The organism is Pandoraea apista, from assembly GCF_001465595.2.
In the GTDB taxonomy this organism is placed as follows: Bacteria; Pseudomonadota; Gammaproteobacteria; order Burkholderiales; family Burkholderiaceae; genus Pandoraea; species Pandoraea apista.
This window is the reverse complement of record NZ_CP013481.2, coordinates 2,932,134-2,957,127: the sequence shown is the minus strand read 5'-3', so window position 1 is coordinate 2,957,127 and position 24,994 is coordinate 2,932,134. Positions and strand designations below refer to the sequence as shown.

Annotated in this window: 23 protein-coding genes; 10 read left to right on the top strand and 13 right to left on the bottom strand. The window is 62.8% G+C overall.

Going from position 1 to position 24,994, the window contains the following annotated elements:
- Position 1: 1 nt before the first annotated feature.
- The gene (locus AT395_RS13590) at positions 2-694 is read right to left on the bottom strand and encodes an HAD family hydrolase (RefSeq protein WP_048629495.1); all 693 of its coding nucleotides are present in this window, start codon (positions 692-694) and stop codon (positions 2-4) included.
- 127 nt (positions 695-821) lie between these two features.
- Between AT395_RS13590 and AT395_RS13585 the strand changes: the two genes are divergently transcribed.
- Positions 822-1,778: a LysR substrate-binding domain-containing protein gene (locus AT395_RS13585; RefSeq protein WP_048629494.1), complete on the top strand. Its 957-nt coding sequence runs from the start codon at positions 822-824 to the stop codon at positions 1,776-1,778.
- 55 nt (positions 1,779-1,833) lie between these two features.
- Here AT395_RS13585 and AT395_RS13580 read toward each other — a convergent pair whose 3' ends face one another.
- The 5 genes from AT395_RS13580 to AT395_RS13560 form a co-directional block, all read right to left on the bottom strand.
- Complete coding sequence (locus AT395_RS13580; RefSeq protein ID WP_048629493.1) at positions 1,834-4,029, bottom strand: TonB-dependent receptor; 2,196 nt, start codon at positions 4,027-4,029, stop codon at positions 1,834-1,836.
- A gap of 97 nt (positions 4,030-4,126) precedes the next feature.
- Positions 4,127-4,396: a hypothetical protein gene (locus tag AT395_RS13575; RefSeq protein ID WP_124988602.1), complete on the bottom strand. Its 270-nt coding sequence runs from the start codon at positions 4,394-4,396 to the stop codon at positions 4,127-4,129.
- 267 nt (positions 4,397-4,663) lie between these two features.
- Complete coding sequence (locus AT395_RS13570) at positions 4,664-5,632, bottom strand: aliphatic sulfonate ABC transporter substrate-binding protein (protein WP_048629611.1); 969 nt, start codon at positions 5,630-5,632, stop codon at positions 4,664-4,666.
- Positions 5,633-5,737: 105 nt separating this feature from the next.
- Positions 5,738-7,261 (bottom strand): glycosyltransferase family 39 protein, encoded by a 1,524-nt coding sequence (locus AT395_RS13565; RefSeq protein WP_082164841.1) that lies wholly within the window; start codon positions 7,259-7,261, stop codon positions 5,738-5,740.
- Between the two features lie 225 nt (positions 7,262-7,486).
- Complete coding sequence (locus AT395_RS13560) at positions 7,487-7,894, bottom strand: hypothetical protein (RefSeq protein ID WP_048629492.1); 408 nt, start codon at positions 7,892-7,894, stop codon at positions 7,487-7,489.
- A 198-nt stretch (positions 7,895-8,092) separates the two neighbouring features.
- Between AT395_RS13560 and AT395_RS13555 the strand changes: the two genes are divergently transcribed.
- A complete protein-coding gene (locus AT395_RS13555) occupies positions 8,093-9,019 on the top strand; it encodes an alpha/beta hydrolase (RefSeq protein WP_231606151.1) in 927 nt (308 codons plus the stop codon).
- Between the two features lie 57 nt (positions 9,020-9,076).
- Here AT395_RS13555 and AT395_RS13550 read toward each other — a convergent pair whose 3' ends face one another.
- Positions 9,077-10,378 (bottom strand): aspartate aminotransferase family protein, encoded by a 1,302-nt coding sequence (locus tag AT395_RS13550; RefSeq protein WP_048629491.1) that lies wholly within the window; start codon positions 10,376-10,378, stop codon positions 9,077-9,079.
- Positions 10,379-10,479: 101 nt separating this feature from the next.
- Here AT395_RS13550 and AT395_RS13545 point away from each other — a divergent pair, with 101 nt between their 5' ends.
- From AT395_RS13545 to AT395_RS13535, 4 genes are all read left to right on the top strand, one after another.
- On the top strand, positions 10,480-11,370 hold the full coding sequence (locus AT395_RS13545) for a LysR substrate-binding domain-containing protein (protein ID WP_048629490.1): 891 nt from the start codon (positions 10,480-10,482) through the stop codon (positions 11,368-11,370).
- A 186-nt stretch (positions 11,371-11,556) separates the two neighbouring features.
- Positions 11,557-11,685: a hypothetical protein gene (locus tag AT395_RS26230; protein WP_257787200.1), complete on the top strand. Its 129-nt coding sequence runs from the start codon at positions 11,557-11,559 to the stop codon at positions 11,683-11,685.
- Positions 11,686-12,328: 643 nt separating this feature from the next.
- Positions 12,329-13,951, top strand: coding sequence for a methyl-accepting chemotaxis protein (locus tag AT395_RS26265; RefSeq protein ID WP_053086395.1), 1,623 nt, complete (start codon positions 12,329-12,331; stop codon positions 13,949-13,951).
- 145 nt (positions 13,952-14,096) lie between these two features.
- Complete coding sequence (locus AT395_RS13535) at positions 14,097-14,489, top strand: carboxymuconolactone decarboxylase family protein (protein WP_042115987.1); 393 nt, start codon at positions 14,097-14,099, stop codon at positions 14,487-14,489.
- A 32-nt stretch (positions 14,490-14,521) separates the two neighbouring features.
- Here the strand turns inward: AT395_RS13535 and AT395_RS13530 are convergent, their stop codons facing one another.
- Entirely contained in the window at positions 14,522-15,757 is a 1,236-nt protein-coding gene (locus tag AT395_RS13530) for an NADH:flavin oxidoreductase/NADH oxidase family protein (protein ID WP_048629489.1), read from the bottom strand.
- Between the two features lie 84 nt (positions 15,758-15,841).
- Here AT395_RS13530 and AT395_RS13525 point away from each other — a divergent pair, with 84 nt between their 5' ends.
- Positions 15,842-16,297, top strand: coding sequence for a MerR family transcriptional regulator (locus AT395_RS13525; RefSeq protein ID WP_042115985.1), 456 nt, complete (start codon positions 15,842-15,844; stop codon positions 16,295-16,297).
- Between the two features lie 89 nt (positions 16,298-16,386).
- On the opposite strand, the gene AT395_RS13520 is transcribed toward AT395_RS13525, so the two are convergent.
- From AT395_RS13520 to AT395_RS13505, 4 genes are read right to left on the bottom strand one after another with little or no spacing between them, the layout of a single operon-like run.
- On the bottom strand, positions 16,387-16,884 hold the full coding sequence (locus AT395_RS13520) for a hypothetical protein (protein ID WP_048629488.1): 498 nt from the start codon (positions 16,882-16,884) through the stop codon (positions 16,387-16,389).
- 49 nt (positions 16,885-16,933) lie between these two features.
- Complete coding sequence (locus AT395_RS13515; protein WP_048629487.1) at positions 16,934-17,758, bottom strand: HpcH/HpaI aldolase/citrate lyase family protein; 825 nt, start codon at positions 17,756-17,758, stop codon at positions 16,934-16,936.
- Positions 17,759-17,761: 3 nt separating this feature from the next.
- Positions 17,762-18,949 (bottom strand): CaiB/BaiF CoA transferase family protein, encoded by a 1,188-nt coding sequence (locus AT395_RS13510; RefSeq protein WP_042115981.1) that lies wholly within the window; start codon positions 18,947-18,949, stop codon positions 17,762-17,764.
- Between the two features lie 42 nt (positions 18,950-18,991).
- On the bottom strand, positions 18,992-20,383 hold the full coding sequence (locus AT395_RS13505) for a 2-hydroxycarboxylate transporter family protein (RefSeq protein WP_224787578.1): 1,392 nt from the start codon (positions 20,381-20,383) through the stop codon (positions 18,992-18,994).
- A gap of 264 nt (positions 20,384-20,647) precedes the next feature.
- Here AT395_RS13505 and AT395_RS13500 point away from each other — a divergent pair, with 264 nt between their 5' ends.
- A complete protein-coding gene (locus AT395_RS13500; protein ID WP_042115979.1) occupies positions 20,648-21,616 on the top strand; it encodes a LysR substrate-binding domain-containing protein in 969 nt (322 codons plus the stop codon).
- A 39-nt stretch (positions 21,617-21,655) separates the two neighbouring features.
- On the opposite strand, the gene AT395_RS13495 is transcribed toward AT395_RS13500, so the two are convergent.
- Entirely contained in the window at positions 21,656-22,087 is a 432-nt protein-coding gene (locus tag AT395_RS13495) for a carboxymuconolactone decarboxylase family protein (protein WP_042115978.1), read from the bottom strand.
- A 127-nt stretch (positions 22,088-22,214) separates the two neighbouring features.
- On the opposite strand from AT395_RS13495, the gene pdxR reads away from it, so the two are divergent.
- Entirely contained in the window at positions 22,215-23,648 is a 1,434-nt protein-coding gene (pdxR, locus tag AT395_RS13490; protein WP_048629469.1) for a MocR-like pyridoxine biosynthesis transcription factor PdxR, read from the top strand.
- 386 nt (positions 23,649-24,034) lie between these two features.
- On the top strand, positions 24,035-24,976 hold the full coding sequence (epsC, locus tag AT395_RS13485) for a serine O-acetyltransferase EpsC (protein WP_042118497.1): 942 nt from the start codon (positions 24,035-24,037) through the stop codon (positions 24,974-24,976).
- Positions 24,977-24,994: the final 18 nt, after the last annotated feature.

Genomic DNA, 24,994 nt, shown 5'->3' with positions numbered 1-24,994 from the left:
TTCAGGCAGTCTTGTGAAAGTCGCGAAGCCAGGCGAGCGCCGGTTCGAGCGTGGGGGCTTCCCTGTCGGGCGCTGGCGCGCCGTCGGGGCGTGCAAGGCCAACGCGGTTGTGCCAGAACGTGCGCATCCCCACGGCCGACGTGCCGAAGAGGTCGTAGCCTGAGCCCGCGACAAATGCAGCGTCGCTAGCCGCTACGCCCAGCCGGTCGAGCGCGAGCCGGTACGGACGCGGATCGGGTTTGTAGAAACCGGCTTCTTCCGACGTCACTACCACGTCCCAGTCGACACCGAGCAAGGCCGCTGCCTGATGCCCGAGCGTTTTCGAACAGTTGGTGACGACAGCGAGCTTGCAGTGTGCACGCAGCGATTGAAGCAGTTCGCGTGCCCCATCCCACGCGGGCAACGTCAGCCATTCGGCTTCGAGTGCTTGCGGTGCCGAGGGAGGCAAGCCGACATGCGCCGCGGCTTCGCGCACGAGTTGCTCGTAGCTCACGTAAGCGCCGCAACCGTAGGTGCGCCGCAGATACTCGGCACGCCAGGTGCGCCCGGCAGTCTCGCTACCCGCGGCGCGGTTCCATACGGTCCACGAGTCGAGCAGCGCGGTGAGCAGATCGAAAAGCACGGCACGCGGCCAGGCGGCGTCATGCGTAGGAGAAGTGGGCAAAGTGCGAGAAGTCGGAGACGCGTCGGACATGGGGCCTCTGTTGTCGTGAGGGAATGATCGGCAAGACGGCGAAGGGCAGTCGCCACAGAACGCAGTGTAGGAAGGATAGGGGGCGTCGTGGTTAAATGACGCAACATCAAACATTAAGCTCAGGTTAATGATCCAGATCGAAGACCTGCGTCTGATCGAGGCGCTGGCGCAGTCGGCGTCGCTGAGTGCTGCGGCGCGCATGCTCAACGTAACGCCGCCCGCGCTGTCTGCACGGCTGCGAAAGCTCGAAGCGACTCTCGGACTGGCGCTGGCCACGCGCACATCGCGCCAGTTGAGCCTCACGGCCGAAGGCGAGCGTCTGGCGCGAGAGGGCTCGGCGTTGCTCGCCCAGCTCGATGCGCTGCCCGAAGCGTTCCGCCGCGAAGACAAGCGTCTGACCGGCACGCTGCGGATTGCGGCGCCCTTCGGCTACGGTCGCCATCACGTGGCCCCGGCGCTGGCGCGGTTCGCGCAACTTCATCCCGAATTACGTCTGCAACTGGATTTGCGGGAGACCCCCTGGCCGGACAAGCACGATTCCGATGCGGTCATCCACGTTGGCGCGGTCAGGGATTCGTCGTGGATCGCGCGTGCGCTTGCGCCCAACGAACGGTGGCTATGCGCCAGCCCGGCGTACCTGAAGCAACACGGAATACCGGCGACACCGGGAGAGTTGCTGCGGCATCGCTGTATCTGCATTCGCGAGAACGACGAGGACGTGACATTGTGGCGATTCCGGCGGGCTGCGAAATCGAACGCTGCCGCGCCCCGGCGGTCGTCGACGCGCGACAGCGTTCGCGTCGTTCCCGCTTATACGAGCAATGACGGCAGCGTGGCGCGCGAATGGGCCGAGCAGGGGCTGGGATTGGTACTGCGTTCCGAGTGGGACACTCGCGAGGCTGTGGCCGCCGGCAAGCTGGTGCGAGTGCTGGCGGATTGGGCGTTCGACAGTGCGCCGGTCACGTTGCTGGTGCCGACAAGGCGGGGACGCACGGCACGCCTTCAGGCGCTCATGGCATTTCTGGAAGACGCGCTCGGCGTATCGACACCCATGCGCCGCAAGCGTCCTGCGAAAGACGCCTGAGCTGCACATGGCATTCGTCCGCGCCCGCCCGGCAGCCGGGCGGGCACGTTTTTCGTCAGAAGGGTTTGGACATGGCGAGATAGAACGTGCGGCGCGGGCCGAACTGCGGTGCGCCGACACCGATGCCGGTGCCGTCGCGCAGTTCGTAGACGCGGTCGAACAGGTTGATGATCGAGAATTTCGCGTCGAAGCGGCCAAGCCCCGGCACGTTGATCTTCTGCCCCACACCGAGGTTGACCTGGTAGTACGCAGGCAGATGTTCGCTGTTGGCGAAGCCGCTGCGCAGACCCGAGCCGAAAAGAGCATCGGCGGAGAGCAGTGTCTGGCCCCATTGGTAGGACACACCCGCCGACGCCGTCACCTGCTGGTCGTGGTCCAGATGCACCCAGTGGTTATTGATGTACGCCAACTCGTCGTCATCGAAGTTGAATTGCCCGGTCTCGATACCCTGACCCATGGCGCGTGAGACTGCCACATTCAGATAGGCGCCGACATTGCCCTGACGATAGTTGACCGTGCCTTCTACGCCATAGATGCGGCCTTTGTCGTAGTTGAAGGTCGAGTAGATCAGCGCGTTGCCAAATTGCCCTTCGTCCTGAAGATGGCGCACGTTGCGGTAGTACGCATCGAGGCCCACGGTGATCGACGACGTCAGTTGATGAGAGACGCCCAGATCGAAATAGTCGGATCGCTCGGCGCGCACGGCGGTGTTGGCGTCAGACGGCAGGGCGTTGGTCGTGTTGAGGAATTTCGCAACCGAGGTGGTATCGATCTTCTCCGTCGCGGGCGGCGTGAAGTAGCGTGCGTAGCCAGCGTGCACGCGGGTGCGGCTCGTCAGGTCGTAGGTGAGGCCCAGTCTTGGCGAGAGTTGGCCCTCATCCGTGACGGTATTGACGTGGTCGTAGCGCGCACCATAGTTGATCGTCAGGCGCTCCGTCGCCTTCCATTCATCCTGAAGATACAGTCCGTACGTGGTGCCGCGATCGCTGGCATTGTCTACGATGCTGATCGGCGTGCCGCTGGTTTGCTGGCCGTCCACCGCGGGGAACACGCTCGATGTGTTGTCTACGCTGAAGTGCTCCTGCTGCACGAACAGACCGAAGCGCAGCGTGTGGCGATCCGTGAGCTTGTAGCTGCTGTCGGACTGCACGCCGTAGGCTTCATTGCGCCGGGTGATGTTGGCCGCCACACCGTTGTAGACGAGATCGCCAATCGGGTCGGGCGTGTAGTCGACCCGGCTCGTGCGGTGAAATAGCGAGAGTTGCGTGTCGAGCTTCGGCGAGAGATGGCTCTGCCACGACAGCACCTGAAACTCCGTGCGTTCCTGCTGGTTCGCGTTGAGGCTCGACGAATCGGGAATCGAGCCGTTATCGAGCGAAAAGGCCGGCGCGACACCCGGCAGGTTCGGGATCTGGAAGCGATTGTTGGCCGTGCCGAACATGAACGAGACACGATTATCGGCATTGAGCAGATACGACATCATGCCGAACGCGTTTGTCTGATTCGTGTGGTCGTGAATCGCGTTACGGTCCCCCGTCGGGTTTTCGATGCCGAGATCGTTGGCCGACACTCGCGCGCTGAAGTAATAGCTCAGCGCCCCTTTGGTGCCGTATAACTGCGTGTTGACCTCGCGGTCGGCGTGGCTGCCGAACACCACGCCAACTTCGCCGCCAAAAGCTTTGGGGGGTTCGCCGGTGTCGTCCGCCAGACCGGGCGAGCCTTTGGTATGGATATCGACAATTCCCGCGGTGCGATACCCGAATTGCGCCGGAAGGGCGCCGGTAATCAGATTGATCTGCGACGCGATGCGCGCATCGATCGCCTGCCCGAAACCGCTGATGGCTTCTGGAATGATCACGCCGTCAATGCGGTACTGCAGGTTTGCGTGATCCCCTCTGACATGCAACTGCCCATAGGAATCCTGCACCACCCCCGGCGCTTGCAGAAGCACCTGATTGAGAGGGGTGTTGGCGCCGAGCGGCAGCGTCTGGATATCGGACTGATCGAAGTTGTAGACGGAACTGCCGGTATCGGGCGAGAGCGCGTTGCGCGCGGCGTCGAGACGTTTGGCCGAAACGGTCGTGCCGGAGAGCGAAACGTTGGCGTCGTCCGGGGTCGCTGCGGCTGCGCTGCCGCCGGGCGGCGCAGCGGTTTGTGCATAAACGTTGACGGCAACCGCCGACGCCGCAGCAGCAGCGAGCGCGTGACGGCCAAGCGCGCCGAAGCGCGAGAGATTAGAGCGGGCAACCATGCCGATCCTCAATGTGCGTTACGTGTGGATGCCATGCGCTCGGCAGCGTGCGCGCGTTTGCGGGCGCACCGCTCCCGGCGATGGCGAATGTTCTGATTCAGACGAACGACGCCGAGCGGCAAGGAGGATCGCGATTGCGTGTGGGGCCGCGCGAGACGGAACGCATGCGTACCGGTGTGCGCGATGGGAAGTGCCAACGGCGCACCTCGGCAAGTGTGGCAATGACGGGCAGCGTGGGCAGCGCCACATCGACGGCGATAAACGCGAGGCACTGCTCGCACACGCCGCTGCTGTCCTGGTCCTCGTCATGTTGGCGGTGTTGGCCTGCTGAATTCGTCGATGCGCTCGCCGCAAGTGCCGCTGCCATGTGAAATGCGACATGGCGTGCCAGTGCGGTCTGCGAAATCAGAACGCAGAGAACGAGCCAGAGCGGAAGCCAGCGACGAAGCATGAGCCGAAGGGGATGCGGGAACAACGAAACGCAAACGTGACGGCATGCCGCGCGACGGGGCGGGCAGCATGGACATTAAAGTGCAACTCAATTGCAATGCAACTGAGTTGCGAATTCTGTCACATTCGAGGTGGCTTTGCCAAGGATGAAAAGCCGGGGGCGCGGGAAGACGGGGCGAGCGAATTAGCCGACCGGATGGGGCAGTGTCGCGTCAGCTACGCGGATGGGGCGTGGAATCAGCTTGAGCTGGAGGAACGTGTCGGCAATACGCTGTTGCGCAGCCAACACAGTTTCGGAGACCGGCTGGTAGCGGTGGGCATAGTGGCGAAGCCCTTTTTCGATGATCTTGGCGTCGAGTCCCTGAATTGGTGCGAGCTTCGCGGCGGCGCCGGCATAGTCCGCGCGAATCTGCTGTCCTGTCTCGCCGAGCGATTCGAGCGTCGCCTTGACGACGTCAGGCCGCTTCGAGGCAAACGTGCGCTGGCTGAGGAAGAACTGGTGATGGTCGGCGGCCCCTTCGGCGTTGGCCAACAGGCGCACCGGGCTCTGATCCAGCACGGCGGAAAGGAATGGGTCCCAGATGGCCCAGGCGTCGACCGAGCCGCGTTCGAGGGCGGCGCGTGCGTCGGCCGGCGCGAGGTAGACCGGATCGATGTCACCGAAGTCCAGGCCGTGCTTGCGCAGCAGGGCAACGAGGAACCAGTGCACGTCGGAACCTTTGTTGAACGCCACCTTGCGGCGCTTCAGGTCGGCAACGGTCTTGATGGGCGACGTGTTGGCGACAACGACACCTTCGGCCAGTGGCGTCGGAATTTCGTAGGCGCTGTAGACGAAATCGGCACCGGCCGCCTGTGCGAAAACGGGGGGCGCTTCGCCAACGTAACCGAAGTCGATGGCGCCCACGTTCAACCCTTCGAGCAATTGCGGGCCGGCGGCAAATTCCGCCCATGTCACTTCGACGCCGAGCGGGCGCAGGCGGGCTTCGAGCGAACCGTTGGCCTTGGCGAGCACCAGCGTGCTCGCGGCCTTCTGATAACCGATGCGGAACTTGCCGGCTTCGTAGGCGGCACGCGCCGGAAGGGCGAGCGTCGCGGCGCTGGCGCCCAGCACCGCAAGGAAACGACGACGCGAGAGAGGATCGAGAGGTTTCATGAGCGTTACCCCGTTGGCACTGGCTGTATTGGACATATTGGCCCGATTCGACGGATTATCCGTGCGGGTGCGCAGCGGGCAACGAAGCGTTTGTGCTTTAGATATTCACGATCGCGGTGCTATGTACGCCACACAAAGCGGCATGGCCGAGGTGCCGCCGTGATACGAGAACGGCACGGTTTCACTAGCGTCGATCGTGAGCGTTGGCCATTGCGTCAAGGTCCGTGCGAAGCTGGTGCGCCGGCACGATTCCCCAGGACGGCCGAGCAGGAGAGCACCGCGCGCGCGCACGTCCGCTTCGTCGATATCGCGGGTGTAGATGTTGGGACGATGTTGCACCGACCATCGCATGAGCAGGCGAGGCTCGCCCGGGGCGTAGAACGTCAGCCAGGTGGCAAGGTGATCGTGACCGACATAGCGCAAGGGGGTGCCATAGCGCGCTTGCCAACGCTGTTCCAGTTCGATGCTCGCCACCTTGATGCCGCTGAATTTCTGTCCTGCGTTGCGAAGATTGGTGCTCAGAAACACGATGTATCCGGCGAGTACCAGGAGTCCGGCGGCGACCAGCCAGCGTGCAATGCGCCATGAACGGCAAGCCGTGGCCGGTTGCACGCATGCCACCAATACGGCAGGCAGCGGCACGGCGAACGGTTGGAGCCACTCCGAGATGCGTCCGCCGTTATGCAAGGTGAAGTACGACAGGATCGGGATGAGCGGCAGTAACAGAACGCAGGCAACGATCCGCGCATCCGCCGCCGGTCGCGCAAATCGAACACCGGCAACGCGCAGTACGAGCGCCAGCGCCGCAATGGGGTAGAAGGACGTGAGTGCGGCGTAAAGCGCACGAGCGTTCAATCGCGTATGGATCTGATCGTCTACCCAGCGAAACGCGGCAAAGTCATGATGGGCAAGCCACACGGCGTTGGGTACGGTCATGGCGACGAAGATCGCCAGCCCCAGCAGGAAAGCCGGATGGCGGTAGTGACGTCGCGCGTGCGGCGTCCAGACGGACACGACGAACATGACGCCAAGCAGTGCAAACGTTGAGTACTTCGTCATGGCCGCCAATCCGGCGACCACGGCAAACGCCGGCCAGAATCTCGGCGAGTCGAGCAAGCTGCGGACGAAAAGCCACAGCATCCACGGCCAGAGCATGACCAGCAGGTAGTTGTCGTTATACGGGAGGATGTCGATGTTGATTGCGCCCGACAGGTGCAGGCTGAGCATGGCAAGCCAGGCGAGGCGGCGATCCCCCGAGAGGCGTTGCGCCAGATGCCACACGCCCAGCATACCGATAGCGACGGCAGCGAAATGCGAGACATACCAATAGATCGACATTGCCTCGCCGTCGAGCCCAAGCGCCGGCCACATCGAAAACCCGACCAGCCACGGATTTTTCGGCGTTCCCCATTCGGCGTTACGTGCCCAGTTGAAGGCCTCGACGGCGTCGAAAGGCACCGTTGGGTCGAGTGACGTGCTCACGAACGCCCAGACGATCGCATAGATCGTCACGTAAAACGTTGGCGAACGCCAAATGGCGCGGGTCACGCGCGCAAGTCGTTCGATCGGGGGCGGCGCAGCGGCCGTCAGGTAGTCGGGGTCCGGTAGTGACGCGTCTTGTTTTTGCATGCGCGCTTCGACCGGAAGCAAGGACAGGTGTTCGCAACGCCATGTCGCAGTCCGAAGTCAGCGCAATGGATGCGGACGTCTATGAAGTGCCTTGTTTTTATTAGAGTTTTGGCGCTCCTTGGTGTGCTCGGAGACGAGATTTCGCGCACACATGTTCACAAATTGGGACAAATCACAACGAATCAAAACAGATCACAACAATTTGGTGTCCGCAGGGGCAACGCGTCATTCGTTATCGAGGGGCGCGTTCACGATCAACGCCGGGTTCAGAAGACGAATACGCTGATCGACGAAATACCCCCCGCCTTCCTGATAGCGAAGATAGAGGCGTGCACATTGGCGGCATCGGCAAACGTTTGCGCGATTGTAGGGAAAGTAGCGCGGCGCAATCGGCGCATTGACGGCCCAGTATGACGTGCCGCCCGGGTGATATTCGTTGTACGTGGGTTCTTGCGAATCATGCAGCGCCATGAGCGTGCCGACGGCCTCCAGAAGGTCGTCGGGCAGCGAGTTCGGCAGACTGGCCCAGCCGTCGAGCGGCGTCTTCGTACATTGGCAGGGGGTGTCGATGGGCGCGTGCGACTGGGCGAGCTCGGCGAGTGCCGCGTGATCGAGAAAAGGAAGATCGTTCATGGGGAATGTCGGATTGGCTTCATACCGTGGCGTCGACGCAGTTCGGAAGCGGGCGGCGCAATGCTCACGGCGCTCGACATGGTAACGCGCCCCGGGGCGTCGAAGCGGATTTGCTGCCCCGAATTTCATTTCAAATGTTAATCTTTCGGGCGTTCGTTCTTAGTGGCGAACGGTCTGGACAACGAAACTAACGAGACAATGATGTCATCAGGAGGGTATGTGTTCGAAATGTTCCGTCAACGCGGCGCCGGTCTGGCTCGACAATTGGTTGTGGGGATGATGGCGGGTGCCGCGCTTCTCAGCGTGCAAGCCCATGCGAGCGAAGTGCTCTCCAGCGAGGTCTACAGCAAGAATCTGGCGAGGCCGCTGACCTATAACGTGTATCTGCCGACGGGCTACGAGGCGAATGGCAGCACCACCTATCCGGTGCTTTATCTCCTGCATGGCAACGACGGCGTGAAGAACGATTGGGTGGTCAAGGGCCGCATGCAATCCACCATGGACAAGTTGATCGGCCACGGCGACATCCCGCCGGCCATCGTCATCATGCCGGACGCCAATACCAACTGGTATGTCGACCTGAAGGAGCGCATGGAGACGGCGTTCTTCAGCGAACTGATCCCGCACGTGGAGAAGACGTATCGCACCCTCAAGACCCGCGACGGGCGTTTGATCGGCGGCTTGTCGATGGGCGGTTACGGCGCCATGCGCTATGCCCTCAAGTATCCCGAGAAGTTCAAGGCGGCCGCGCTGCTGAGCCCGGCCATCTACAATCCGGAACCCCCAAAGGACTCGTCGGCCCGCTTCGTGAAGGTGTTCGCCGAGCCGAACACCAACGGCGAGTACAGCGCACGCGTCTGGCAGCAGAACAACTACCCGGCGTACTTCGACGAGTTCCTGAAGAAGGGCATCAAGGTGCCGATGTACATCAATTCGGGCGACGACGACGATTTCAACATCGAAATGGAGGCTACGCGCTTCTATGAGCTGTTGCGCGCGAACAAGCAACCGGCCGAGCTGCGCATTGTGGACGGCAAACACGAGTGGTCGGTGTGGTCGAGCACGCTGCCCGATGCGCTGAAGTACATCTTCCGCGACGTCCAGCGCCCGCAGCGCAGCCGATGATCGGGTGAGATAACGGCGCCGCAGCCTCCAGCCGGAAGGTGCGCGGCGCCGCGCGCGTTACAGAGATCGCTCGATGGCCTGCCCGAGCAATGACACGCCGAGATCGACTTCCTCCTCGCTGACGGTCAACGGCGGCGCGATGCGGAATACGCCGCCCATACCGGGCAGTTGAACGATGTTCATGCTCAGGCCGAGGTTCATGCATTCGCGTGTGATCTTCGCGCCGAGGCCGTCGGCCGGCGCTTTGCTGTGCCGATCCCTGACGATCTCCATGCCGAGCAGAAGGCCGCGTCCGCGCACATCCCCGACACATTCGAAGCGCTCCATGAGACCTGACAGCCCGTTGCGCAGACGCTCGCCCATGACATTGGCGCGGTCCACCAGAGCATCGCGGGCGATCACGTCGAGCACGCGCAGGCCCACAGCGGCCGGCAGCGGGTCGGATACGTGCGTCGTGTAGAACAGATAGCCACGCTCGTGGGCTCGTTCCTCGATCTCGGCCGACGTGACGATCGCGGCGAGCGGCAGCCCCGCGCCAAGTGTCTTCGAGAGCGTGAGAATGTCCGGCGTCACGCCATCCCGCTCGAATGCGAACATCGTGCCGGTGCGGCCAATGCCCGTCTGCGCTTCGTCGAGAATCAGCAACATGCCGCGTTCTTCGCACTTGCGCTTGAGTGCCGCCAGATAGCCGGGCGGCAACTCGATAATGCCCCCTGAACTCAGAATCGGCTCGGCGATGAATGCGGCGAGATTGCCGCTGGATTGGCGATCGATCAGGTCGAAGGCGTAATCCAGTTCGGCAAGATAGTCGTACTGCCCCGAGGGACCGAAACGCGGACGGTAGGTGAACGGGGCCGGAATCGCGAACGAGCCCACGGCCGCCGGGCCGACACCTTTGCGGCCTGCGCTGTACGTCGCTGAGGCGGCCGCCCCTGTCATGCCATGCCAGGACTGTGCGAACCCGACGATTTCGTATTTGCCGGTCACGAGTTTCGCCATGCGAATGGCGGCCTCGTTCGATTCGGCGCCGGTGCTCAGCAGCATGACCCGTTCCAGCCCTGCCGGAGTGATGTCGGCGAGTCGTTTGGCGAGGTCGACCACCGGCCGCGAGAGCATGCCGCTGAACAGGTGGTCGAGCTGGCCGATGGACTCGGTGACGACCGAGACAATGTCGGGATGGCTATGGCCGAGCACCGCGCTCATCTGGCCCGAGGTGAAATCGAGAATCGCGCGGCCGTCGGCGTCATAGACGAAACTGCCTTGTGCCCGTTCGACGATCAGGGGCTCGAACGTACCGCCATAACGAATCAGATGCTGCCGGGCATTGCGCCAGAAGTCGGCGTCTTGGTTCTTGGACACGCGGAAATCTCCGATAGATCCGATAGACAAAGCGATGGGCAGGCGCAGCCATCGCTTGCAGTCTAAGCAGCACTCTGATTTCATAGAAGCGAATAATGCTAATGAAAGATAGAAGTGAGGCTAATACCTTGAGTGCGTCTCTCGATATCGATCTGTTGCGCTCGTTTGTTGCGATCGCCCAAGCCGGTTCGCTCAGCCGTGCAGCGCAGCGAATTGCGCGCACGCAATCGGCGTTGAGCCAGCAGATGAAGCGTCTGGAGGCCATCGTCGACCAGCCGCTGTTGCAGCGCACCGGGCGCGGGGTCGTGCTGACGAACCCCGGAGAACGCCTGCTCGGGCATGCTCAGAGAATTCTGCGTTCGCACGACGAAGCCATGGCCGATATGTCGGGGCGCGGGCTGAGCGGCACCCTCCGCTTTGGCTGCCCGGACGACTACGCGGCCGCGTTCCTGCCTCACTTGCTGCGTGAATTTGCGGTGGCGCACCCGCAGGCGCTGGTCGAGGTGATATGCGAGCCAACGCCGCGATTGCTGGAACAGTTGAAACGGCATGCGCTCGATCTGGCGTTGATCTCGCTGCCGGAAGGGGTCGACGAGGCCAGCGTCATTCGCCGCGAGCCGTTGGTATGGATCGGCAATCCGGGGTTGGAGACGCTGCTGGCCAATCCCGTCGCGCCTTTACCGCTGGCCCTGTCCGACCCGGATACGCTCGATTACATTGCGGCGTGCGAGGCGTTGACACGGGCGGGCAGGGCGTATCGCGTTGCCTATGCGAGCAGCAATCTGTCCGGGCTGACGGCGCTGGCGCGTTCCGGGCAAGCGTTAGCGGTCATGACACAGACCGCTGTGCCCGCAGATTTACGCATTGTTACAGGTGATACGCTGCCAACCTTGCCCTCGGTCGGGATTACGGTAAAGTTCGATCGCGCACGCCCGAATCACCTGAGCATGGCCTTTGCCGAGCACATCCGGCAAACGCTGGCCGTGTTATAGCGAGGGAACTACGGTGCTGTTCGGCCAGTTCCGATCCGGGCGAATTTGAAGCACAATTGCGCGTTGTTTCGAGGCGCGGGCGGAAGCCGTCGCGCCACTCAAAAAAATGTCGGGTTCCGGGCCTTTGGATCATGAAACGAAGGCGGGAAACCTGGGGGTGATTCTGTTTTTTGTATCGAGGTCGATATGTTGTCGCGTTTCGTGGCGTTTCTCCTGGTGATCGGTTCGCTGCTCTCTTTGGCAGCCTGCAATACTGTCGACGGCGTCGGGCAGGATATTTCGGGCGCGGCGCGTACCGTCAAGCGGGCGTTGTAAGCGGCGGGGCCGGGCGAGGCTCGTCCGGCGATTCCGGCGATTCCGGCGATTCCGGCGCGCCATCAATCGTTGCGCGAGCGCTAACGCCGCGTTGAGTTTCAGCGGCTTTTCACGCGGCAGCCCGCTTTCGTCTACCGTCAACGACAGGACCGCGCCTGCCCCGAAGATCAGGCAACAGGCTGATCCGCCGTTTTGGAAATGCCCTAGTTCGTCTCTCTTGCGCACATGCCGCGTGCGCGCCGTGTGCAGAATGCACAAAGACACATCCCCTCTTCCTGCGGAAGGACAGCCCAGTGTGCCCGGCGCGGGATCGTCTGCCCGGATAACGATCACCGCGTGCGTGGCCGTTGACGGGGCGAGCTTGTGAGCGTCGTCGGTATCAGTGCAGAACCAGCCGTTGGGGTGCGAGGCAGATCAATATCGGCCATTAGACGTTAATGCGTTGTGACGGGTACGCATATCGCAAGGTTCTGGCGCCAATTTACGGAAAAGAAGCCCTGGTGCCGGTGGTGCCTCAAGTTTTCCGGGTTCAAGCCGTTTGAAGCGGGTAACGCTATCACCCGGTTGCGTGTATCGTGCCGGGTGGCAGATGGTGGCAGCCGGTGTCGGCGGCCACGCTCAGGAAAGAAAGGCGGGAGCGCAAATGTTGAAGAATTGGACGATTCGTTGGCGGTTAAGGTTGGCCGTAGCAGGTCTGGCCGGTCTGGTGCTGGTGATCGGCGGGCTCGCCCTGCTGGGCTTGCGAGACACCGTTGGCAGTTTGCGCGAGGTGTACAACAAGGAACTGGCCAGCACGCGACTGCTGGGAGAGGCGGAGATTCATATCGGACGAGCGCGGGCGGTCGTGCTGCGGGCCCCTCAGGCGCCAAGCGCCGAGATCAAGGCGGCCGACGTCAAGAAGGGCACCGAATACTGGGGCGAATCGGAGAAGGCGTGGCAAGCCTACCTCGCACTGCCCGCCGACGCGGACGAGCAACGTCTCGCCGCGGAGGTCACGGGGGCACGACAAGCCCTCAAAGACGCCTTCTCGCAGGTTCAGAACAGCATTGCCGCCGGGCAGACCGACGTTTATTACGAGCAGGCCGCCGTGCTCGGCAAGCGCTACACCGCCTACGTCAACGCCAACGACGCGCTCAAGCGGCTTTACGATAGCCGGGCCAAAGAGAGTTTCGATTCGGCCACCGGCACTTACGACCGGTTGTTCGCGATGACGCTCGGTGCGATTGCGTTCGCCATCATTGCGGCATTTCTCACGGCCCGCTCGCTCAACCGGGCGATTACGCGTCCGCTGGGCGACATTCTCGATCACTTCCAGGAGATCGCTGACGGTAATCTGCAACGCGCCGTGCATGTGACGTCCAACGACGAGATGGGGCACCTGCTCGCCGCGCTTGCCAACATGAAAACGCAACTGGGCGAGACGGTCGCCAAGGTGCGCAAGAGCGGCGAGGCAATTGCCGCCAGCGCCCGCGAGATTGCGGCAGGCAATCTGGATCTGTCGGCCCGCACGGAGCAGCAAGCGGCGTCGCTGGAAGAGACCGCAGCCAGCATGGAGCAACTCACGAGTACCGTGCGTCAGAACATGGAGCACGCGCGACAGGCCAATCAATTGGCCCGTCAGGCGAGTGATCAGACGGGGGCGGGCGATATCGCGATGGTCGAAGTCACTGACACCATGCGCGCCATCGACGCCGGATCGGCCAAGATTCGTGAAATCATCTCGCTGATCGACGGCATTGCATTCCAGACCAATATTCTGGCGCTGAACGCGGCCGTGGAAGCCGCGCGGGCAGGCGAGCAGGGGCGTGGCTTCGCGGTGGTCGCGGGCGAAGTGCGCACCCTGGCCCAGCGCTCAGCCAGCGCCGCACGGGATATCAAAACGCTGATTGAGACGTCTGCCGAACGGTCGGCGGCCGGCAGCCGCATTGTCGGCGAAGCGGGCACAGCCATGCACAGCATCGCGGATAGCGTGCGGCGCGTGACTGACATCATGGCCGAGATTTCGGCGGCTTCCGAAGAGCAGACGGCGGGCATTGATCAGGTCGCGCGAGCCGTCACGCAAATGGACGAGGTCACGCAGCAGAACGCCGCGTTGGTCGAGCAGGCGTCAGCAGCGGCACAGTCGCTCGCCGAACAGGCCGAATCACTGAAGGAAGCCGTCGCAGTATTCCGTCTGGCGAATCAGGCCGATGACACGGGCAGCGCGTTCGGCGCGGCAAGCGCCACAACGGCTCGGGCGCGGTTGCATGCCGTGGCGTCGTCCTGAGCGGATGGCGGCGCTCGTCGATAGCGAGGTGTTCTTGTTCGGCGTAGCGCCCGTGACGTCACGGATCGATGAGGCGGCGCGGGGCGAGGAATGCTTGTAATCTACGGCTTCATCTCAACGAATGCCTGTCCGGCAAAGCCCATCCATGAGCCAGCAAAAGCCAGTTGAATACGTATCCGCCACCCCCGAGGTCAAAGCGGTTTTCGACGACATCAAGGCCACGCGCGGTGTGCCCGACGTCAACAACTTCTGGAAATACATTGCGCAACACCCGCCGACACTCGAACGCACGTGGGACAGCGTCAAGGACGTGATGGCCCCGGGGGCGCTCGATCCGCTCATCAAGGAACTGATTTACGTGGCGGTCAGCGTCACGAACAACTGCGGGTATTGCGTTGCCAGCCACACGGCGGCGGCACGACGTGCAGGCATGACCGACGAGATGTTCGGCGAACTGCTTGCCGTTGTCGGCATGGCTAACGAAACGAACCGGCTCGCGGTCGGTTACCGCGTGCCGGTCGATCCCGCATTCGAGTAAATCCAGCCGCAACGGGGCGGCAGTCGTGGAGATCAGCGCGCGAGACCGCGCGCGATCCACTGACGGTATTGCCGGGTCTGGCACGCTGCGCTCAATTGTTGCAGAACGAGTGCGCGCACCGGGGAGACGGCTGGACGGGGGGACCGTCCGGTACTCAGCCGCCTGAGCTGGAACTTCACGACGGCCATATTCGCCAGCGAGCCGAGGGTCTTGTTCTTCCAGCGGATCGGCTTGAGCTGCGGCTCGCTCGGCTGGCCGGCACGCCATTGATTCGGCAGTTGCGGATCGAGCGAGAGCGCGGTCGCAATGCCTGCCATGGCGATGCCGCTCGCCAGGACCTGCTCGGCGACGGCGCGCCGGCGAATCCCGCCCGTGACCATGAGCGGCATTGATGCGACAGCCACCACCTCGCGGGCAAATTCCAGAAAGTACGCCTCTCTCGCCAGGGTTCTGCCGTCGCGCGCTTCGCCCTGCATTGCCGGTGCCTCGTAGCTGCCCCCCGAGAGTTCCACCAGATCCACGCCGAGCGGGCCGAGCCATTCAACAACGCGTCGCGCGTCCTCGGGCCCGAATCCGCCGCGTTGGAAGTCGGCCGAATTGAGCTTCACGGCCACCGCAAATGCTGGCGAGACCGCCTCGCGAACCGAACGCACGACGTCGACGAGCAATCGGGCGCGGTTTTCCAGACTACCGCCCCAGCGATCCTGGCGCTTGTTGGTCAGCGGGGAAAGGAACTGGCTGAGCAGATACCCATGCGCCGCATGGATCTGCACGCCGGTAAAGCCGCTTTGCTCAGCCAGCAGGGCGCTACGAGTGAAGCGTGCGACGACCTCGGCGATGTCGGCGTCGGTCAGTTCGCGGGGCATGGCGAAGCGCTTGGACATCGAGCCGAGGTCGAGCGCGACCGCCGACGGCGCGACCGTCGGCTGGCCCAGTGCCGCCTGCATCTGACGTCCCGGATGATTCAGCTGCATCCACACTTGTGCGCCCTTTGCCCGCGCCGTCTCGGCCCAGCGACGAAAGCGGGCGAGATGGGCATCGCTTTCCAGCACGACGCCGCCCGGGCCGGTCATGGCGCGCGCATCGATCATGACGTTACCGGTAAGGATCAGACCGGCGCCGCCCTGTGCCCAGGCGTCGTATAGCCTCAGCAAGGCGTCAGATGGCGCGTGGTCGGCGTCTGCCATGTTCTCTTCCATGGCCGCTTTGGCGATGCGGTTAGGGATCGATGTGCCGTTGGGCAAGGTGAGGGGCGTAAAGAGTGTCATGGTCGATGCCTCGAATCTCCTGTTGACGATGGCATGACCATAACCTTAAAGTTCACTTTAAAGTCAAGTGTCAAGAGGTAACCAATGAAGATCGGTGAACTGGCGCAGGTGAGCGGGGTGGCAGCGTCGCGTATTCGCTTCTACGAGGCGCAGGGATTGCTGCCGAATGCGCTGCGGCAGGCCAACGGCTACCGCGAATACGACGACGATGCGCTCACGAGGCTCGACCTCATTCGACGAGCGCAAAACGCGGGCTTTTCGCTCGACGAAATCCGCTCGATCCTGCCACCGGATCTCAACGCGTGGCCCCACGACACGCTGCTGGCGGTCTTGCGCCGCAAGGTGGAGGAGATCGACACGCTGGCGCAGAATCTGGCGCTGGCGAAGCGAAACCTGTCGACGCTGATCGACGCCATCGAGCAGCGCGCGGAAGGTGAGAGTTGTCAGGTGGCGGCGCAACGCGTGCTGGCGTCGGTGCGCCAGAGTGACGACACGCCGCAGACAGTGCCACGGCGCGTTGCGGGGAGAAAGCGCGCCTGAACTGAACCGCTTGCGCTTAATCGCCGGTTCGGCTCACGCCGGCCATGCCGCTCGAGCGGCCCGAGCGTGGCTGAGTGTGGCCGAGCGCATTACTCGGCCCAGACCCAGCACTCATTGCGCGTCTTGTCATACTGCACGCTATGCCCGCGATACGCCGTGGCGCAAGCGGTACCCCGAAAGCGCACGTCAGACGGGGTCTGCGCCTGCATCCAGCTTTCCTCTTTGTCGCCCGCGCCGATCTCGGCCGCGCGATCTGTCGGATGGCAGCCCTTGCCCTCGCACCAATACGCTTGCACGACTTCGCCGCAGGTGTTGGCAATAGCGTACCAATACATGTTCTTCACGGTGCTGTCGCGTTTGATGTCGACCACCTTCAGGCAACCGGGGTTCTGCTTGAGCACAAGGCGTTTGCGCCCGTTGCCGCTGTCGCGCTCCGTCGAAGACCGGGCCGTGATCTCGTCGAACTTCGTCTTGTGGGTGCGATCGATGGCCTCGGGACTCCAGCCAAGTTCATCGAGTCTGGCGGTGATTGCGCCTGCGAGACACTGGTCGCCCGCGCGGCTGTCGGCGAGGGCGGGATTCGCCAATTATTACATCACAGTCATTGCACCCGGCCATCCTCCATGTAGATGAAGCTCAGCGGCTCGCCAGGATCTCGCTTGCCTTGGCAATCACGGGGGCGTCGATCATCTTGCCGTCCAGCGCCACGGCGGCGCCGCCGCTGGCGCGTGCGGCCTCCACCACGCGCTCGGCCCAGGCGATTTCGTCGTCGCGCCACGCAAACGCCGCGTGCACGGCGCGCACCTGACGAGGGTGGATGCACAGCTTGCCGCGAAATCCGAGCGCACGTGCCCGGCGTGCCGAAGCCTCGATGAGCGCGGCATCGTCGAGCGACGTGGTGACGCCATCGACCGGCCCGGCAATCCCTGCGATGCGCGATGCCAACGTCAATTGGGAACGGAAGAAGAGCAGTTCGTCGCCATCGCCTTCGATGCCGATATCCAGTTGGAAGTCGATGGTGCCGAACATCAACCGCTCGACCCGCGCGGCCGTGGCAATCTCGGTCAATGCGGCGAAGGCCTGCGCGGTCTCGATGAGTGGCACGAGCCGTAAGGCCGGCCCGGCGTCTTGCGCCGCCCGATGTAGCGTGGCGGCATCTTCCGTCTTCGGCACGACGAAGCCGCTCACTTGTGGCAATCCGGCGAGAGCCGCGACATCGGCATCGAACCAGGGCGTTGCCGCCGCATTGATGCGTACGTACACGGGCGCTGATCCGGTAGTGTCTCGTGTGTTCAGCCAACGACGCACGGTGTCGCGAGCCTCGATCTTGCCGGCGGGCGGCACGGCATCTTCGAGGTCGAGAATAACGGCGTCTGCGCCAGATGCGAGAGCCTTGTCGAACCGTTCCGGGCGATTGCCCGGCACGAAGAGCCAGCTTCGAATGACAGGGATAGACGACATGGATTACACCACCTGCGCCGCGTGCAGCGCTTCGATCTGCGACGCCGAACGGCCGAGTTCGGCGAGGATGGCGTCGGTGTGTTGTCCGAGCGCAGGAATCGGATCCATACGCGGCGTGAAATCGGGGCCTGCTGCGGGCATGCCGGGCGGAATGGGTGCCTTGATCGTGCCGTTCGGTGTGGCGACGTTCGCCCACCGCTCGCGTGCGGCAAGCTGCGCATGCTGCCACACGTCGTGCATGTCGTTGAGATTGGCGTTGGCAATGCCGACGGCGTCGAGGCGGCTGACCAGTTGCGGCGCGCTGAGCTGCATGAAAACGTTGCGGATGATGGCGCGCAGGGCGTCGCGATTTTCCAGGCGTTTCGGGTTCGATGCGAAGCGTGCGTCGTCGGCCAGCGCCGGTTGTTCAAGCACCTTGTCGCAGAAGATCTTCCACTCGCGTTCGTTTTGCAAGCCGAGCATGACGGTCTTGCCGTCGCCGGTCTCGAACGGACCATATGGGAAGATCGTGGCGTGTGCGGCCCCCGCGCGTGGCGGCGGCGACTGGTCGTCGACGGCGTAGTAGAGCGGGAACCCCATCCATTCAACCATGCACTCGAGCATGGAGATATCGATGCGGCATCCGCGTCCGGTTTTGCCGCGCTGGATCAGGGCCGAAAGGATATTGGTGTACGCGTACATGCCGGCTGCGATGTCGGCGATCGAGCAGCCCGCCTTGGCAGAGGCCTCGGGTGAGCCCGTCACGGACAGAAATCCGGACTCGCTCTGGATGAGCAGGTCGTAAGCCTTTTTGTCCCGGTAAGGGCCGTCGGGGCCGTAGCCGGAAATACCGCACACGATAATGCGCGGATAGCGGGCCGACAACGCGTCGTAGCCCAGACCCAGACGATCGGCTGCGCCCGGGGCGAGGTTCTGAACGAGTACGTCGGCATCGGCGAGCAGGTCGTGCAACACGGCCTGCGCCGCGTCCTGTTTCAGGTCGAGCGTCAGGCTTTCCTTGGAGCGGTTGGTCCATACGAAGTGCGACGACATGCCGTTCACGCGCGCATCGTAGGCGCGGGCAAAGTCACCGGCGCCCGGGCGCTCGATCTTGATGACGCGCGCGCCGAGGTCGGCCAATTGACGGGTGCAGAACGGCGCCGCGATGGCGTGTTCGAGTGCAATGACCTTGATGCCGTCCAGGGGCCTCATGACAAAAATCTCCGAAAAAAGATGAGCGGTGCGGGCGCCGGATCAGACGATCTTGGCGAGCACGATCAGGCTCAGCGTGATGGTGATGGCGCCGCCAATGCGTGTGGCGATCTGGGCGAACGGCATCAGTCGCATGCGGTTGGCGGCCGTGAGGATGGCCACATCGCCGGTGCCGCCCATGCCGCTATGGGTGCCCACGACAATGGCGGCGTCGATGGGGTGCATGTTCATGCGGCGCGCCACGACGAAGGCCGTCACCATCAGCGTGAGAACGGTTGCAACAATCGTCACGAGCGTGGGCACGTTGAACGATGCGACGACTTTCTGCCACGGCGTGATGACAACGCCGATTGCGAACAGCAGCGGATAGGTGACTGCCGTGGCGAAGAATTTGTAGACGACGCCGGCACCGGCTTCGATCTTCGGCGAGAAGATGAACCCGATCTTCGCGGCCACGGCAAACACAAGCATCATCACGGGACCGGGCAGGCCCAGCGTGTTTTGCGCGAGCATGCCGACGAAGTAGAGGCACACGGCGATCATGCCGGCGGCGGCGATATCGGTGGCGTCGACTGGCAGCGCGGGCTTGGCGGTTTCATCGTGGGAGTCCTGCGTACCGAGGTCGTCATTGCCCGAGCGCATGAGTTGGCCGTTACCGGTCAGCGACGGATAGCGTTTGCCGATGGCGTTGAGTACGCCGGAGAAGACGATGGCGCAAACGTTGCCGAGCATGACGGCGGGCAGGGCTTGCGCCAGCAGGTCGCCGGCGCTCTCGTGCAGCACTTCGGCGTAGCCGAGGGTCAGCGGAATCACGCCTTCGCCCAGTCCGCCGGACATTACCGGAACCACGACGAAGAATACGGTGTGAAAGAGGCCCATGCCGAGCAGGGTGCCAACGGCCGTGCCCACAATGCCGGCGAGCACCGAACCGATCGCGAGCGGCACGAAGATTCTGAGGAAGCCGCCGATCAGCACTTTGCGGTCCATGCTCAGAATGCTGCCGACGATGATGCCGGGGATAAACAGGTACAGGAAGTTGCTTTGTTTCCAGAAGGCGACGATGGGCGTGACGACGGACGGCGGCAGCGCATGCGTGAACACAAGCCACGACGGCAGGAAGGTGACGAGGATCACCGGGCCGCCGATGCTGCGGAAGATGGGAATCCGTTGTCCGATCTCCATGCAGGTGAAGCTGCACACGGCGAGCAGGGCGATGATCGGCGAGAGTTCGGCCGAGAGTTTTCCCGTGGTGAGAACTGTTGTGACGATGGCGGCGATCAGCACGAGGTGGACTGGCAACGGCACGATCCCGACGCGCATGTCCATGAAGCGCCACCACGCGTCTCGCAGTGCATGGCCGGATGATGGGGTCGTGGAAGTTCCGTTCGCGCCGTGACCGCCCTGTGCGGTGGTGGCAGAGAGTCCGTCTCGCATGCTGTTGTCTCCGTGCGTCAATTTGGAATTGGTTTGTTGACGGGACTATAGGCGTGCGCAGCGCCTCGGAGGAAATACCGATTTTGGATGTGGGTATAGGGTGGGGCTATGGCCCCTCGGTCAATTCGGTTCCTGATGGCTGAGAATTGACGATTGTTGTGGGTGAGCGCTGAGGGAGGGGGGCTGCCCGCTGTTGCTGTATAGCGGTACGCTATAGCCTTTCTCCCTTTAGTCCGCCGATGCGTGTCGGTGGCGTGCGGCGTTATGGACGTCAGACAGCTTCGGAATTTTGTGACGATTGTGGATAGCGGCAGCCTGTCGAAGGCGGCAGATCGGCTGCATATCGCGCAACCGTCGTTGAGTGCGCAGTTGCGCGGGCTTGAGGAGGAACTCCAGGCGCAGTTGCTGCTGCGCAGTGCACAGGGGGTGACACCCACGGAAGCGGGCAAGGCGCTTTACCGGCATGCCCGCGTGGTGTTGCGGCAGATGGAGCAGATTCGTCAGGAGGTTCGGGAGGGCGGGGGCAGTGAGGCGGGGCCGGTCGCAGTCGGGTTTCCGACGACGATTGCCGCGATTCTCGCGGTGCCGTTGTTCGCGCGGGTGCGCGAGCAGTATCCGGGCATCCGGTTGCAGATTTTCGAGAGCATGAGCGGCTATATCGGCGAGTTGCTGGCGAACGGGCGTCTCGATCTGGCGATGCTGTTTCGCGATTCGGAAACGCGTGGCGTGTCGGTCATGCCGTTGTTCGACGAGGCGTTGTATGTTCTCGGGGGACATCGGGCGTGTCCGGCGATTTACGAGGATGACGCACGCGGCACATGCGAGTTGGCGAAGCTGGCCAACGTGCCGATTGTCGCGCCGAGTGGATCGAACGGCTTGCGCCTGCTGATTGAGCGCAGTTTTGCGCAGGCGAATGTGGAACTGAACATTGTGGCGGATATCGACTCGCTGCCAACGCTTATCGACATTGCACGCTCGGGCGACGCGTGCTCGATTCTGCCGGCGTCGTCTCTTGCGTCGCGCGATCCGGCGCTGCGCCCGCCGTCGCGGCGCATTGTGGCGCCGCACCTGCAACGGCCGGCCAGCTTGTGCTGGTCGAACTCACTGCCGGTGGGCTCGGCCACGGTGGCGGTTCGTCAGTGCATTGCCGATCTGATTCGTGAACTTCAGGCGGACGGGCATTGGACGGGCATCACGTTGCGCCCGGCGGATCGGGGTGCCGATCTCGCCTGATGCCTGTGATGCCGGGGCTGTGGGCCAACGTTACTTGCCTTACTGACGCATGCCGATGGCCAGACGATTGAACGCGCTCATTAGGGCGACGGCGAAGCTCAGGTCGGAAATTTCGGCCTCGGTGAAGTGTTCGCGTAGCGGTTCGAAGTCTTCATCGGGCGCATGCGTACGGTCGATGGCAACGAGCGATTCGGTCCAGGCGAGCGCGGCACGTTCGCGGGGGCTGTAGTGGGAACTGACGCGCCATCCGGCCAGGCTGTCGATCTTGAAGTCGGGGGTGCCTCCCGCACGCAACGCCTTCGCGTGCATCTCAAGGCAAAATGCACAGCCGTTGATTTGGGACACGCGCAGGTACACCAGTTCTACCAGCGGCTTGCCGAGGCTGCTTTTCTCCAGCGCTTTTTTGGTCGCGCCGAACCCTTGGTAGGCTTCGGGCGACAGCGTGTAGTACGGCAAACGAAGGGGGCTCATGCTAATTCTCCAGAGGGGTAGTGAAGTGAGTTGCGGCAATCGGGGGCTTGTCGCAATGTCGTCACTTTAGGAAAATCATGTCCTAGTTATCAGATGCAAGAATTGACAAAATGAATGGGACATTGCGATGGATTTCCCTTATCTGAAGCCGGGCCGGGGTGACGACGCACCGCTCTACCTGCAACTGTACCGCCGCTACCGCGACGCTATCGCCACCGGCAAGCTCCGGGCGGGCGATCGCGTGCCCTCGGTGCGCAGTCTCGCCAGCGAGCTGAATCTGGCGCGGGGCACGGTGGAACTGGCCTATCAGATGCTGACGAGCGAGGGGTATTTTTCGCCTCGCGGCGCTGCGGGAACGTTTGTGTCGCCGCGTCTGGCCCATCTTGGCGAGACGGCGCCGGTCGGTGCGCCGACAATACCTTCGCCGATGCCCATCGATACACAGATGGCCGCGGGCGTACCGCGGCCGTTTCAATTGGGACTGCCCGCGCTCGACGCCTTCCCGCGCAAGACATGGGTTCGCCTCGCCGCGCGCAACCTTCGCGCGCTGGATCTCACGTCGATGGCATATCCCGAGTCTGCCGGATATGGCCCGCTTCGCCACGCCATTGCAACTTATCTGGGTATTTCCCGTGGCATCGCCTGCACGGCGGACCAGGTGTTTGTGACGGCGGGTTATCGCGCCGGACTCGATCTGATTTGCCGCACGTTGCTCGAACCGGGGGATGAGGGCTGGTTCGAGGACCCGGGCTATCTGTTTGCCCGCCAGTTCCTGATCGCCGCCGGAATGCGTCTGACCCCGATCCCGGTGGACGATGAGGGGATCGACGTCAGCTACGGCATTCGACACGCTGCCGGCGCACGCTTTGCCGTTGTGACACCCACTCACCAAAGTCCCACCGGCGCAACGCTGTCGCTGCCCCGGCGGCTCGCACTGCTCGAATGGGCAGGACAACAAAACGCTTGGATCGTGGAAGACGACTACGACAGCGAGTTTCGCTATCACGGCCGCCCCGTTCCCGCGCTCAAGAGCCTCGACCACGACGGCCGTGTACTCTATGCGGGAACCTTCAGTAAGGCGCTGTTCCCCGGCCTCCGCCTGGCTTATCTGGTGGTGCCGGTTGCCCATATCGAACGCTTCAGCAAATCCGCAAACCTCCTCGGTGGCCCGGGGCCCATCTCCACACAAGCAACGGTCGCCGACTTCATGGATCACGGCCATTTTGCCCGCCATCTGCGCAAGATGCGCACGCTCTACGCCGAACGACGCGGGTTTCTTGTCAACGCGCTCAATCGCGTCTTTGGCGATGACGTTGGCGTGCAGCCCCAGGCTGGTGGTATCCAGACCCTCGCTTATCTCCGCAATTCGCTCAGCCGTCAAAGCGATGTTTCGCTCGCGAATGCCGCACATGAACTCGGCCTCGCGGTGCACGCCTTAAGCCATTGGCAACTTCACGGCACACCGCGTTCCGGCCTGCTGATGGGGTTCACCAATATTCCCGACCCGGAAACAGCGCTGCTGCTCTGCCAACAACTGTCTGCTGCCGCGAATTCTCGCTGACTTTTTTACTGCTCGGTTTTCTGGTGGCCGCTTCGTTTCGTCGGTTTTATTTCGTCTGCTCTGTTTCGCACCTTTTGTGCCTTTTGCGCCCTTTATAACCCCTTTACACCGCCCTCCAGACGGACCGGCGCCCCTTTCCGCCTCTCAGACATAAACCCAACTCGCTGCAGAAAGGGGCCCCGGTCCGTCTTTTTCGTTTGCCTTTTGTCCCTCTTTTTCCTCTTTTCTGATGTCTCAGGCTTTGCTTGCTAAACGGCCCCAGAAACCCTGTCGATACAGGTGCTTTGGAAACCCGTTATGCTTCTTTGCTCGACGTCAGCGTCATCCCCCTTTTTTTTGTCGGCGATGCATTTTTCGCCACTTTCGCTTTTCAGGAGTTCCCACCCGTGGCCGCTTTCGAAATCGACGATATTGTCTCCTCACTGCACTCCGCCCGCCTGCGCTGGCGTGACGGCCAACGTCGCCTGCTCGAATCCGGTGGACGCGATCTCCCCTCGCGTGAACGCCTCGCGGAAATCATCACGCAACTCAAAGGCGTTCTCTTTCCCATGCGCCTCGGTCCTCTCGACCTCCACCAACAAGGCGAGAATTATTACGTCGGTCATACCCTCACCAGCGTTCTTAACGACCTCTCGGAACAAGCTCGGCTCGAATGGCGCTATAAGGCCCGGCATAATGCCGAAATTACCTCCGCACTCATCGAGGAACGCGCACACTCCGCCATCCAGCAATTCGCCCGCAAACTCCCGGAAATCCGCGAACTGCTCGACTGCGATGTACTCGCCGCCTATCAAGGCGATCCGGCCGCAGGCAGCGTCGACGAAGTCCTGATCTGCTACCCCGGCATCCACGCGATGATCCACCACCGGATCGCCCACGAACTCTATCGCCTCGAACTGCCTCTGCTCGCCCGTATCATCGCGGAACAAGCCCATTCCGAAACCGGTATCGATATCCACCCCGGTGCCCAAATCGGCGCAGGCTTCTTTATCGATCACGGAACCGGTGTGGTGATCGGCGAAACCGCTATCCTCGGTCAACGCGTGCGCGTGTATCAGGCCGTGACGCTCGGCGCCAAACGCTTCCCCGCCGACGACGACGGTAACCCCCAGAAGGGCCTCCCTCGCCATCCGATCGTGGAAGACAATGTCGTCATTTATGCCGGTGCCACGATTCTCGGCAGAGTCACCATCGGACAAGGCTCGGTCATCGGCGGTAACGTCTGGCTAACGCAAGACGTTCCCCCCTACAGCAACATCACCCAAGCCCGCTCGCGCACGGAAGCCGGCTCGCCCCCCGTCTCAGGATGCGATAACGACCCGGCCTGATCCGTCACGCCACGCCGC

Bases quoted from the DNA above. Each gene is read 5' to 3' on its own strand.
- AT395_RS26230 (WP_257787200.1), top strand. From the start codon at position 11,557: ATGTTGTCGCGTTTCGTGGCGTTTCTCCTGGTGATCGGTTCGCTGCTC.
- AT395_RS13495 (WP_042115978.1), bottom strand. From the start codon at position 22,087: ATGAGCCCCCTTCGTTTGCCGTACTACACGCTGTCGCCCGAAGCCTAC.
- AT395_RS13580 (WP_048629493.1), bottom strand. From the start codon at position 4,029: ATGGTTGCCCGCTCTAATCTCTCGCGCTTCGGCGCGCTTGGCCGTCAC.
- AT395_RS13585 (WP_048629494.1), top strand. From the start codon at position 822: ATGATCCAGATCGAAGACCTGCGTCTGATCGAGGCGCTGGCGCAGTCG.
- AT395_RS13505 (WP_224787578.1), bottom strand. From the start codon at position 20,383: ATGCGAGACGGACTCTCTGCCACCACCGCACAGGGCGGTCACGGCGCG.
- AT395_RS13515 (WP_048629487.1), bottom strand. From the start codon at position 17,758: ATGTCGTCTATCCCTGTCATTCGAAGCTGGCTCTTCGTGCCGGGCAAT.
- AT395_RS13530 (WP_048629489.1), bottom strand. From the start codon at position 15,757: ATGACACTCTTTACGCCCCTCACCTTGCCCAACGGCACATCGATCCCT.
- AT395_RS13570 (WP_048629611.1), bottom strand. From the start codon at position 5,632: ATGAAACCTCTCGATCCTCTCTCGCGTCGTCGTTTCCTTGCGGTGCTG.
- AT395_RS13500 (WP_042115979.1), top strand. From the start codon at position 20,648: ATGGACGTCAGACAGCTTCGGAATTTTGTGACGATTGTGGATAGCGGC.
- AT395_RS13535 (WP_042115987.1), top strand. From the start codon at position 14,097: ATGAGCCAGCAAAAGCCAGTTGAATACGTATCCGCCACCCCCGAGGTC.
- AT395_RS13545 (WP_048629490.1), top strand. From the start codon at position 10,480: ATGAAAGATAGAAGTGAGGCTAATACCTTGAGTGCGTCTCTCGATATC.
- AT395_RS13560 (WP_048629492.1), bottom strand. From the start codon at position 7,894: ATGAACGATCTTCCTTTTCTCGATCACGCGGCACTCGCCGAGCTCGCC.
- pdxR (WP_048629469.1), top strand. From the start codon at position 22,215: ATGGATTTCCCTTATCTGAAGCCGGGCCGGGGTGACGACGCACCGCTC.
- AT395_RS13575 (WP_124988602.1), bottom strand. From the start codon at position 4,396: ATGGCAGCGGCACTTGCGGCGAGCGCATCGACGAATTCAGCAGGCCAA.
- AT395_RS13555 (WP_231606151.1), top strand. From the start codon at position 8,093: ATGATGTCATCAGGAGGGTATGTGTTCGAAATGTTCCGTCAACGCGGC.
- AT395_RS13565 (WP_082164841.1), bottom strand. From the start codon at position 7,261: ATGCAAAAACAAGACGCGTCACTACCGGACCCCGACTACCTGACGGCC.
- AT395_RS26265 (WP_053086395.1), top strand. From the start codon at position 12,329: ATGTTGAAGAATTGGACGATTCGTTGGCGGTTAAGGTTGGCCGTAGCA.
- AT395_RS13590 (WP_048629495.1), bottom strand. From the start codon at position 694: ATGTCCGACGCGTCTCCGACTTCTCGCACTTTGCCCACTTCTCCTACG.
- AT395_RS13510 (WP_042115981.1), bottom strand. From the start codon at position 18,949: ATGAGGCCCCTGGACGGCATCAAGGTCATTGCACTCGAACACGCCATC.
- AT395_RS13525 (WP_042115985.1), top strand. From the start codon at position 15,842: ATGAAGATCGGTGAACTGGCGCAGGTGAGCGGGGTGGCAGCGTCGCGT.